Genomic DNA, 9,824 nt, shown 5'->3' on the forward strand with positions numbered 1-9,824 from the left:
CTGATTTGGGGTTGCGGTGTGTCTTGGTTGTGGTTGCTGTTGACCGGTTTTCTTTTTTCTTCCTCTGCGGTTGGCCATTAGCCGCCACTCTCTGAACACCGCCGCTATATAAATAAGGAAATCGCCGCGATGCCGACGCCGCGCTTCGGCCTGCCCTACATCGCCCAGGGCCAGGCGCAGAAGGAGGTCACGCACAACGACGCCCTCGTCCGGCTGGACGCGCTCGTTGACCTCTACATCCTCGATCGCGACCTTGCCGCGCCGCCGGGCAGCCCTGCCGACGGCGACGCCTACCTCGTCGCCGCAAGCCCGACCGGAGCCTGGGCGGGCCAGGCCGGCAATATCGCCTACGTGATCGACGGCGGATGGCGCTTCTTCGTGCCCGTGAAGGGGCTCGTCGCCTATGTCGCCGATGAGCCAACGATCATCGTCTTCACCACAAGCGGCTGGGTCGATCTCGTCTCGGTTCTGACATTTCAGAACCTCACGAAGCTCGGCATCCTGACTTCGGCCGACAACACCAACCGGCTCGCGGTCAAATCCAACGCCATCCTCTTAAGCCATGATGACGTGACGCCCGGCACGGGCGATCTGCGGGTTACGCTCAACAAGAGCGCCGCCGCGAAGGATGCAGGCTTCGTCTTCCAGGACGGATTCAGCACCCGCGCACTGTTCGGGCTGCTGGGGGACGATAATTTCGTCATCAAGGTCAGCCCCGACGGATCGGCGTTCTTCAACGCGGCGCGCGTCTTCGGCTTGTGCGGACGCGCCGACATGCGCAATTCGGCCCGGCGCCGTTACGCCGAATGGTTCCCGAACGTCAACACCACGACGCTCAACGCCATCGGCTTGACCACGACCACGACCGGAACCGCGACGGCCGCCGCGCTCGCCGCCACGAGCATGTTCACGCAGAGCCCGCGGTTGATTTTCGCGTCCGCCGCGTCCGCCGGATCGTCCGCAGGCGTCAATGGGACGGAGCTCATTGCTTGGCGAGGCAGCAGCAGCGATCGCGGCGGCTTCTATCTGTTGATGCGCTTCGGATGGGAGATCACTCAACCGCAGGGCCGCTGCTTCGCAGGTCTGCGCGGCTCAACCGCGGTAATCGGCGACGTCAATCCGACCGTGCTGACCGATATCATCGGGATCGGCTTCAATTCCGGCCAGAGCACGATGCGTGTGCTCCACAACGACGCATCCGGGACCGCGAGCGCGATCAATCTCGGAGCGAGTTTCCCGAGCAACTCGGCACAGGAGTTCTACGAGCTCATGCTCTCGGCCGAGCCGGGCGGAAGTGAAGTCCAATATCGGGTCGAGCGGCTGAACACCGGGCACGTCGCCACCGGCACGATCTCGACCAATCTGCCGGACGCGGGGACATTCCTTACCCCGCATCTATGGGGCAACAACGGCACCACCGCCGCCGCGGTGCAGATCGCACTGCACACGATGTATCTGGAAAACGCAAGCCTCTACGGCTCGCGCGGGTTCTGAAACCTATTCTTCGGAGACAATCATGCGCCTTGTCACGGCGTTCGCGGCGTTCGCCGCCACGATCTTGCCGGCCGCCGGCGGCGCCGAAGACCTGATCGAACCGACGCCGCAGGAAGCCGCCGACATCGCGCGCTGGATTCCGCAGTCCTGCTGTCGCACCAACAATTGCTGCCGCAAGGTGCATGAAAGCGCGCTGATCCAGCTGGCAGGCGGTGAGGTCCGCGTCGTTGCGACCGGGCAGGTGCTGCCCCGGACGGGCTGGTCGCAGGACGGCCAGACCTGGCGTTGCGCCTGCGACCTCATCGACGGCCGGTGGGTGGTGCATCCCGCGGCCAGAACCCGATGCGTGTTCCCGGTGCCGTTTGGATCGTAGTTCGGCCCTACGGCAGAAGCTTTATGAGGACAGTCATGGACCTGCAATGGTGGATCACCGTCATCGGCGTGCCGCTGGTCGGCGCGCTGTTCTGGCTGCGCTTCCACGACCGCAACGAAACCGACGCGGCGCTGCGCGCCCTGAAAGACGAACTCGCCAATTACAAGCTTCTGGTCGCAACGAGCTTCGTGACCGCGACCAGCATGAAGGAGCTCGAAGGCCGCATCATGAGCCATCTCGACAAGATCGAGAAGAAGATCGACCGCGTGATCGAACAGAAGCATCCGCCGGCTTGAACGGCGCCACGCACACGTCCCCGCATTCCCATGAAAGCCCGCCGCGCGCGGGCTTTGCCGTTTCAGGAGACAAAGATGACCCCGACCTTCCCGGCCATGGCGGCCGGATATCGCAACATGTGGCGCGACATGACGGTGACGCGCGCCGCCGAATGCGAGGCCGCCGCGCGGCGCATCCTCGCCGGCCGCGCGCGCTATCAGGCGGTCGAGCGGCAGACCGGCGTCCCATGGTTCTTCATCGGGCTGCTGCACATGCGCGAGTCGTCCTGCAATTTCGCCGGCGTGCTTCACAACGGCGAGCACATCATCGGCAAGGGCACGCGGACGCGGCTCGTGCCGGCCGGCCGCGGCCCGTTCGCGGCGTGGGAAGAGGCGGCGATCGATGCGCTGCGCCTCAAGGGCCTGCACGCGATCAGGGACTGGCCGATCGAACGCATCGGCTATGAAAGCGAGCGCTTCAACGGCTTCGGCTACATCCGGCGGGGCGTGAACAGCCCCTATGTCTGGGCCGGCTCGAACCATTACACGCGCGGCAAATATGTCCGCGACGGCGTGTTCGACCCTGCGCACGTCGATACGCAGCTCGGCACCCTGCCGGTGCTCCGGGCGCTCTGCCGCCTGGATTCGACAATCGCCGAGCGCGTGACCGGCAGACCGAAGCCTGTGCCGGAGATCGCGGTCGGGACCGGGGCCGCCGGCGCCGTCGTCGCCGCCGGCGCACGGTCCGGCTGGGGTGCGCTCGAATGGACATTCGCCATCGCCGCCGCCGCCATCGCGGTCGCCATCGCCATTGCACTCATTCGCGCCTGGCGCCGCAGGAAGCCGGCCGACCTTCCACCGATCGAAGTCAACGAGACTGCGACCGCCGAACGGGCGGGCGCGGCCGAAGAAGGAGAAACAGCATGATCGCCGTCATCGTCGCTCTTACCGTCATCGCGGCGGCCGTCTGGTACTGGCGCGCCGGGATCAACGGCTGGCTCAATCGCTTGAAGGGCTGGCGCACCGTCATCGTGAACGCGATCCCGGCCGCTCTGATCGCAGCCGGCCAGATCGTCGAATACGCGGCGTCGTTCCCGCTGTGGGAGTCGATCATGTCGCCCCAGGCCGCCGCCTGGACGCTGCTCGGCTTCAACGTTGCGAACATCCTCCTGCGGGTCCAGACGACAACGCCGGTCGGGAGGCGCGACTGATGCTCAACGTTCTGTTCGCAGTCCTCTCGGCGATTCCCGGCCTCGCGGGGAAGTTCCTCGACTGGCAGATCCGGCGCGCGAATGCCGAGCTTGAGGGCTTCCGTCACGGCGCCTCGATCGATCTTGAAGCCTTCCGCGCCTACCTCAACGCGCAGGTCGAAACCAACAGAATGAAGCTTGCGCAGAATTCGTGGTGGGGCGCCAAGCTCATCGTCCTCATCGCCGGCGTTACGGCCTCGGTGCATTTCGGGCTGGTGATGGTGGATTCAATGTGCCCGGCGTCATGGGGCTGGGGACGCCTCCCCGGCAAGGGCGGATGCGGGATGGGCATCCCCGCGCTGCCGCCGCCCTACGATACCTATCAGTGGGCGATCGTGCAGTCGTTCTTCCTGGTCATGCCGGCCATGCCGCTCGCCAACGCGGTGTCCCAGTGGCTCGCGCGGAAATAACGGCAAGACCGGCAAGGCGATGCACGCCGCGCTGCTGCCGATGCGCTCTTGATCCTTCCCGGCCGCGCGACGACGACGGCTTCCGTCGGGACTGATGCCATAACCTGCTCCGCATTCGAACCGATTCGATGGTCGAAGGCCGATACAGACGCGACCATTCGGCAGGCGAAGGAACACAACGCGGCCTGGATCATGCTCTGCGGACCGCGCAAACCATAAGAAGCCCGCCCCTGCTACGCCATCTCACATCGGATCGCGGCCACCATCTGTTCACTTCTTGTTCAAAAGGTGCGAATCAGACATTGTGTCAGAATCTTTCCCAGAGGGGGCCATGACAGAATTTTCCGCCCTAAGGCAGCAGGCCGGGCTTTCGATTCCAGAGGCGGCGGCGCGCCTCGGTTACACAGAGAGAGAGGTCTATCGGTGGGAGAACGGCGCGGTAAAGCCGCGTCGTGCCGTCATCGAGCTTTTAAAGACGCTGAAGCCGACTACGATCAGGCCAGCAGTTGCGGCAAAATCGTCCTTCCGGTTCATCGATTTATTTGCAGGGATTGGTGGTCTGAGGCGAGGCTTCGAGTCGATCGGAGGCACATGCGTCTTTACATGCGAGTGGGATCGGTATTGTCAGCAGACTTATCGAGCTAATTTCCCAGAAGATGAACACGAGATCGCTGGCGATATCCGGCAAGTAGATGAATCCGACATTCCCGAACACGACCTTCTTTTGGCGGGCTTCCCTTGCCAGCCGTTTTCGATTGCAGGGGTTTCAAAGAAGAACGCTCTTGAGCGTCCGCATGGATTTGCATGTGAGGCGCAAGGCACTCTTTTTTTCGACGTTGCCCGAATAATCCGGCATCACCGCCCGCGCGCCTTCGTGCTGGAGAATGTAAAGAATCTAGTGAACCATGATCAGGGCAGAACCTTCCGGGTCATTCATGAGGTGCTAACAAGCCAACTTGGCTATCACATTCATTGGAAGGTCATCGACGCAAAGTCTTGGGTGCCGCAGCACCGCGAGCGCATCATCATTGTCGGATTTCGCGATCCAACGAGGTTCTCGTTTGACTCGATGAGCATTCCCGATCCGCTAAAAGGTCCAAAACTGGAGTCGATACTCCACCCGGAGAATGGATCGGAGAAACCAGAGAGACCATATACGTCGGGACGACAAGCGGTTGTGTCAGACAAGTACACGCTTTCAAACCACCTTTGGCGGTACCTGAGAGACTACGCCGAAAAGCATCGGGAGAAAGGAAACGGTTTTGGCTTCGGCCTTTTTGGACCACAAGATGTGGCGAGGACGCTATCAGCCCGATACTTTAAGGATGGCTCGGAGATTCTGATTCGGCAGCATGGCAAGGCGCCGCGCCGATTGACGCCTAGGGAATGTGCCCGTTTGATGGGGTTCGACAGTCCCGGCGGTCAGTTCTTCCGGATTCCGGTCTCGGATACGCAGGCGTACAAGCAGTTCGGAAACGCCGTCGTTGTCCCGGTAATCGCGGCTGTGGCTCGGCACATGGAGCCACACTTGATCTCAGCCCTAGATGTTCCAGGGAGACGCGTTGCAAGTGCCTGATGTTGTAGATGCCGCAACACGCAGCAGAATGATGTCGGGCATTCGGGCGAAGAACACTCGTCCTGAGTTGTCCATTCGGAAGGCTCTGCACAGGAGAGGATTCAGGTATCGCCTGCATTCACCCAGCGTGCCTGGAAAACCAGACATCGTCTTTCCCGCCTACAAGGCAGCCGTCTTCGTCCATGGCTGCTTCTGGCATGGTCACGATTGCCGATTCTTTCGCCTGCCGGGCACACGCCGAGAGTTTTGGTCCGCAAAAATTGAGCGAAATCGATCGCGTGACGCCGAAGTGGCCGCTGCGCTCAAGAAGGCGGGATGGAGACGGCTCGTAGTGTGGGAATGTACCCTGCGTGGCCAGCCCCGTGAAGCTGTGTGCGCGATCGCCGACCAAATCGCGGATTGGCTTATCTCGACAAACACGGACGAACAGATTCGGGGGGCGTAGGTGGCATTAGCCGATCTGACAGACTGGATGGATCAGTTCGGGCGACCAGGAACAGTCTGGTACGCTAAGCGGCTTGCCGCCAACGACACACTCGCAACAAATGCTCACCAAGCAGGGCCATACATTCCCAAGGAATTTCTGTTTCGTGTCTTTCCCTCGCTCAACAGACCGGATGTTGAGAATCCAGACGTGTCCTTTGACCTTTATGTCGACTCCCATCTCGACCATCGGGCAGCCCGAGCAGTCTGGTACAATAACAGGGTCCGAGGCACCGGGACTCGGAACGAGGCTAGACTGACCGGTTTTGGCGGTCGTCAATCAGCAGTCCTGGATCCTGACAGCACCGGCGCAATTTCCATTTTCGTATTCCTCTTGAACGAAGGCGGTTCGGCCAGCGAATGTCATGTTTGGGTGTCACGGGACGGAACCGAAGAGGATCTGATTGAGGAGCGGATCGGGCCGGTCGAACCCAAGGAATTGGTCATTTGGCAGCCCGGTACCGTCCCGGAAGCGACCCTGTTCACTGAGCGTCCGCAAGCCCGAACGAGCTGCCGCCTTGATCCGTCGGAAATTCCCGCGGAGTGGCTTACGCGCTTCCCGACGGGAGAGCAGATCATTCGGAAAACAATCGAGCTACGTCCCCCGCTCGGCATGAATCCCGATGTCCGTCTCGTTCGCCGTCGCCAATGCGAATACGAGGTCTTTCAGAGCATCGAGGAAGCGGTCTACCTGCCGCAAATCAATAAGGGCTTCCAAACCGTTGAGGGCTTCCTCAGTCTCGCCCAAACGATCCTGCAAAGTCGAAAGTCCCGGTCTGGGAATTCACTGGAGCTGCATACTCGCGAGATCTTTGTCGAGGAAGGCCTTCGGCCGAACACCGATTTCTCCCATAGACCAGTAATCGAGGGCGGCAAGCGACCCGACTTCCTATTTCCGTCTCAAGCTAGGTATGAGACCCCTTCGTTTCCCGATGCGCGTCTGCGAATGCTTGCAGCAAAGACCACGGTCAAAGATCGCTGGCGCCAAGTTCTGAACGAGGCGAGCAGAATATCTATCAAGCACCTCCTGACGTTGCAGGAAGGCGTTTCTGAAGGACAATTCAGGGAAATGCGCGACGCGCGCGTCCAGCTTGTTGTCCCGCAAAGTCTGCACGACGCCTATCCCTCGTCCGTCCGGCCGCACCTTATCAGTGTTGAGAGCTTCATCGCCGACGTCCGCTTGCTGGACCTGCCGGGGACGTAGCTTGTTCCTGTTGGGCAGGATGGAATACGATCTCGACCTCGTGACCAAGCGCATGGGCAACCTTGCAAAACCGTGTCCATCCCACCGCGGACGGGCCAAGGCGTTCGACTTTGCTGAGTGTCGATTGATCCATATCGATCTCGATTGAGAGATCTTCTTGGGAACGACAAGCTTTCTCCCGCAACGCGCGCAACGCGGCGCCGGCGGCTCGGTCAAGCTCGTTTTGCTTACTCATTTGAAGGTCCCCACCTCGGAATTGACTGCAACGCGTGCCGGCTCGCCTGCCGGCTCAACCCCGCGTGTCCGGAGCAGATGTTTCAGTTCAGACAACTGAAGCGGCGGCTTTCTGAGGTGTGCAATGGCATGACAGTTCGGGCAAAGGGGCACCAAGTCGCGGACAGGATCGACGATGTAAGACCCTCCAAGCTCCGATACCGGAACCGTGTGGTGAACGTGAATGAAGCCCTCAGCGAGGGGACCGTAAGTTTGCCCGAAGTTGAATCCGCACGCTTTACAGCTAGTCCCGTGAATTTCGAGACAGTTTGCACGGTTGACGCGGCTTCGTTCATATCGATTCACTTCCACTCGGATGCAGGCACCTTCTGGCAGGCCGTCCGGATTGGAATCGACCGGCTCCTCCAGCGTTTCTAATGGAAGCAAGGCAAGCACCATTCCGGTAAACTTGCGCGACCAGATGTTGAGCTGCCGGTCATTCTCGTCCCCATCTTCAGTGTTCACAGCAACCGGTGACTTTTCGAGTAGTAGGTCAATCTTTTGCCAAGAGATCGGCCAAGTGCCCGGATCAGCAGGGTCAACCGGATTGCCATTCACACTCATGGAGATCGCACCGCCGTCTTCCACACACCGCTGAACAAGATCGGCAAACACGCCGCGGTTTTGAGGAGCGGCTCTCCCCATCTCGTCGATGAGCTCGCCCGCGAAAGGCCCCGGAACGAACCGGGCCTTGACGCTTCTCCAACCAAGCTCAACACGGATGCAAAATCCGTCGTGCCGATGCACGCCCTCCGGTCGAAGCTCGAGGAAGGGATGCCCATCGGGGTCCCGGCCTGCCGCGCCTAGGACGCCTAAGCCAAACTGCTCCGAGAGGTGAGCAGCGAGCGCACTTGGATTAGGCTGCCACATTTTCCTCGATCTCCGGGTCCGGCAGGTCCTCCACAAGCTTCCTCAGGATGCGTGAGACCTCGAAACGCATTTCCTCAAAGTGCTTCGATGTCGTATCGCTGATCGTGCTGAGTTCAGCGACGCACAACCCCCAGAGCAGCGAATCCATGCCCTGAATGGTGACGCCGCGGGATAGGTTCGGCACGTAGACCTTGTGGTAATAGGGATGGGACGTGTTGATCTTTACTGCCTTGTGGCCGTCAATGATTGCAGGGCTAAAGAGAGCTCCGTCGTCCAGACCATCCACGGGCTGGACGTAGACCTCGCCCGGTCGGTGCGCCTTCTCTACGCGCAGTTTGAGCTTGAACGTGCCTTGCTTGTTGGTGACCAGAACCTCACCCGTCTCCGGGTTCTTGACGTTTACCTCGGCGGAATCGATTTCGCTCTCTTTCGATGCGATGTTCTGGTTCGAGGTGTCGTGCGATCCTTCGGCCTTTTTGCGGGCGGCAGCTTTTTGACCCGTCCGGTACCGGTTGTTGGCCTCTCGTCGAGGAGCGGTAAGAAACTCGTCTTTTAGCCAGTTCCAGAGATCTTCGTTCAGAATTATTTGCGACTTCTTGATATCAATGTGGAACGCCTCGTCCAAACGGTGATCGAACGAGAATTCGACTCGCAGCAGAGTGCCGTGAGGCTCCTTTGAGTACATCCCCAGCCAGTCTGCCTCATGGATGAGTCGGTTCTCCCGATAGATGTAGAGACCTTGCCGCTCATTCGAGAGCTTTGCTCTCCTTGCGGCAGCTTCATTCGGAAATTCCTCTTTGCGCGGGAGGATGAAGGCGCGGACGGAAAACTCCGCTTCTTTGCCGGAGCCCATTTCGGTCGGAACGACTTCATTTCCGATGATATCTGAGACACCTTCACAGAATGGGTCCCACGCCTGCACGGCGTCCCCGTTGACGCGAATCTCCAAATTCGGCGCTCGGGTGTCTTTAGGGTCCAAGAACCGCTGGTAGACCATCGACAGGTGCTCTTTGAGCCCGCTTATCGCGCGCATAAGTGCGTTCTGCGCGTGAGCGCCCCCTGCGTTTTTGTATTCACGACCGAACATTCGATCGATCTTCGTCCAAAGCACTACCGTCCCGGACTTCTTCGGTGCGATTTCGTTCAGGAGTTCGGCGGCTTCCTCATCCACGTTGTCAGATAGAAGGAGCTCCCATTTGCCCCTCTTCACGACGTGATCGAGATCCCAGGTTGCCTCCAGTAGCGGAGCGCTTCCCTTGTCTCGCGAGATGACCGACAGACGACGGCAGAAGGCCGTCGAAGCAGTCTTGAGACCTAAGCCAAACTTGCCAAGGCTTGCTGGATTCGGACGACGCGCCGACCCGTACTTCATGGCATTCAGGAGACCGTCCCGATCCATACCGGTGCCGTTGTCGGCAATGGCGATGCGGATGTTGCCCTTGTAGTCCATGTCTAGCTTCAGCTCGACAACGGTCGCCGCTGCGGCGATGGAGTTTGCTGTGACCCCGTTTCTTCATCCAGCCGGAAGCAGAACCGCGGCGTGAGTTTGGCGGTTTTCCGCCGTGGGAGCAACGGGCGCTCGGCGGAGCTGGTCGGGGTTGCGCAGCCGAGCGCCT

At 60.4% G+C, this 9,824-nt stretch carries 12 protein-coding genes; 9 read left to right on the plus strand and 3 right to left on the minus strand.

Translation table 11 applies throughout. From position 1 onward, the window contains the following. The first annotated feature begins 129 nt into the window (after positions 1 to 129). The 9 genes from ACK41X_RS21055 to ACK41X_RS21095 all read left to right on the plus strand — a co-directional run bounded on the left by ACK41X_RS21055 (position 130) and on the right by ACK41X_RS21095 (position 7,065). A complete protein-coding gene (locus tag ACK41X_RS21055) occupies positions 130 to 1,494 on the plus strand; it encodes a DUF2793 domain-containing protein (RefSeq protein WP_409727448.1) in 1,365 nt (454 codons plus the stop codon). Between the two features lie 22 nt (positions 1,495 to 1,516). Next, positions 1,517 to 1,867, plus strand: a complete 351-nt coding sequence (locus tag ACK41X_RS21060; protein WP_409727451.1) for a hypothetical protein — start codon at positions 1,517 to 1,519, stop codon at positions 1,865 to 1,867. 23 nt (positions 1,868 to 1,890) lie between these two features. Next, entirely contained in the window at positions 1,891 to 2,163 is a 273-nt protein-coding gene (locus ACK41X_RS21065; protein ID WP_409727454.1) for a hypothetical protein, read from the plus strand. 75 nt (positions 2,164 to 2,238) lie between these two features. Then, positions 2,239 to 3,069, plus strand: coding sequence for a hypothetical protein (locus ACK41X_RS21070; RefSeq protein ID WP_409727457.1), 831 nt, complete (start codon positions 2,239 to 2,241; stop codon positions 3,067 to 3,069). Beyond that, complete coding sequence (locus tag ACK41X_RS21075) at positions 3,066 to 3,353, plus strand: hypothetical protein (protein ID WP_409727460.1); 288 nt, start codon at positions 3,066 to 3,068, stop codon at positions 3,351 to 3,353. Before ACK41X_RS21070 ends, ACK41X_RS21075 begins: the two co-directional genes overlap by 4 nt. Beyond that, positions 3,353 to 3,802: a hypothetical protein gene (locus ACK41X_RS21080; protein ID WP_409727463.1), complete on the plus strand. Its 450-nt coding sequence runs from the start codon at positions 3,353 to 3,355 to the stop codon at positions 3,800 to 3,802. Before ACK41X_RS21075 ends, ACK41X_RS21080 begins: the two co-directional genes overlap by 1 nt. A gap of 331 nt (positions 3,803 to 4,133) precedes the next feature. Continuing rightward, positions 4,134 to 5,378 carry a DNA (cytosine-5-)-methyltransferase gene (gene dcm / locus ACK41X_RS21085; RefSeq protein ID WP_409727465.1) on the plus strand — a complete coding sequence of 415 codons (1,245 nt, stop codon included), beginning with the start codon at positions 4,134 to 4,136 and terminating at the stop codon, positions 5,376 to 5,378. A gap of 31 nt (positions 5,379 to 5,409) precedes the next feature. Further along, positions 5,410 to 5,823, plus strand: a complete 414-nt coding sequence (locus ACK41X_RS21090) for a very short patch repair endonuclease (RefSeq protein WP_409727477.1) — start codon at positions 5,410 to 5,412, stop codon at positions 5,821 to 5,823. Beyond that, entirely contained in the window at positions 5,824 to 7,065 is a 1,242-nt protein-coding gene (locus tag ACK41X_RS21095; RefSeq protein ID WP_409727468.1) for a type II restriction endonuclease, read from the plus strand. Here ACK41X_RS21095 and ACK41X_RS21100 read toward each other — a convergent pair. From ACK41X_RS21100 to ACK41X_RS21110, 3 genes are read right to left on the minus strand one after another with little or no spacing between them, the layout of a single operon-like run. After that, on the minus strand, positions 7,025 to 7,300 hold the full coding sequence (locus ACK41X_RS21100; protein ID WP_409727471.1) for a helix-turn-helix domain-containing protein: 276 nt from the start codon (positions 7,298 to 7,300) through the stop codon (positions 7,025 to 7,027). The two genes, ACK41X_RS21095 and ACK41X_RS21100, sit on opposite strands and share 41 nt — an antisense overlap. Beyond that, the gene (locus tag ACK41X_RS21105) at positions 7,297 to 8,208 is read right to left on the minus strand and encodes an HNH endonuclease (protein ID WP_409727474.1); all 912 of its coding nucleotides are present in this window, start codon (positions 8,206 to 8,208) and stop codon (positions 7,297 to 7,299) included. Before ACK41X_RS21105 ends, ACK41X_RS21100 begins: the two co-directional genes overlap by 4 nt. Continuing rightward, positions 8,195 to 9,697, minus strand: a complete 1,503-nt coding sequence (locus ACK41X_RS21110) for an ATP-binding protein (protein WP_409727480.1) — start codon at positions 9,695 to 9,697, stop codon at positions 8,195 to 8,197. Before ACK41X_RS21110 ends, ACK41X_RS21105 begins: the two co-directional genes overlap by 14 nt. Positions 9,698 to 9,824 lie beyond the last annotated feature (127 nt).

The sequence above is a fragment of the Pseudorhodoplanes sp. genome, assembly GCF_046289595.1.
In the GTDB taxonomy this organism is placed as follows: domain Bacteria; phylum Pseudomonadota; class Alphaproteobacteria; order Rhizobiales; family Xanthobacteraceae; genus Pseudorhodoplanes.

What these genes read in the sequence shown, in the direction of transcription:
- ACK41X_RS21055 (WP_409727448.1), top strand. Translation starts at nt 130, where the DNA reads ATGCCGACGCCGCGCTTCGGCCTGCCCTACATCGCCCAGGGCCAGGCG.
- ACK41X_RS21060 (WP_409727451.1), top strand. Translation starts at nt 1,517, where the DNA reads ATGCGCCTTGTCACGGCGTTCGCGGCGTTCGCCGCCACGATCTTGCCG.
- ACK41X_RS21065 (WP_409727454.1), top strand. Translation starts at nt 1,891, where the DNA reads ATGAGGACAGTCATGGACCTGCAATGGTGGATCACCGTCATCGGCGTG.
- ACK41X_RS21070 (WP_409727457.1), top strand. Translation starts at nt 2,239, where the DNA reads ATGACCCCGACCTTCCCGGCCATGGCGGCCGGATATCGCAACATGTGG.
- ACK41X_RS21075 (WP_409727460.1), top strand. Translation starts at nt 3,066, where the DNA reads ATGATCGCCGTCATCGTCGCTCTTACCGTCATCGCGGCGGCCGTCTGG.
- ACK41X_RS21080 (WP_409727463.1), top strand. Translation starts at nt 3,353, where the DNA reads ATGCTCAACGTTCTGTTCGCAGTCCTCTCGGCGATTCCCGGCCTCGCG.
- dcm (WP_409727465.1), top strand. Translation starts at nt 4,134, where the DNA reads ATGACAGAATTTTCCGCCCTAAGGCAGCAGGCCGGGCTTTCGATTCCA.
- ACK41X_RS21090 (WP_409727477.1), top strand. Translation starts at nt 5,410, where the DNA reads ATGTCGGGCATTCGGGCGAAGAACACTCGTCCTGAGTTGTCCATTCGG.
- ACK41X_RS21100 (WP_409727471.1), bottom strand. Translation starts at nt 7,300, where the DNA reads ATGAGTAAGCAAAACGAGCTTGACCGAGCCGCCGGCGCCGCGTTGCGC.
- ACK41X_RS21105 (WP_409727474.1), bottom strand. Translation starts at nt 8,208, where the DNA reads ATGTGGCAGCCTAATCCAAGTGCGCTCGCTGCTCACCTCTCGGAGCAG.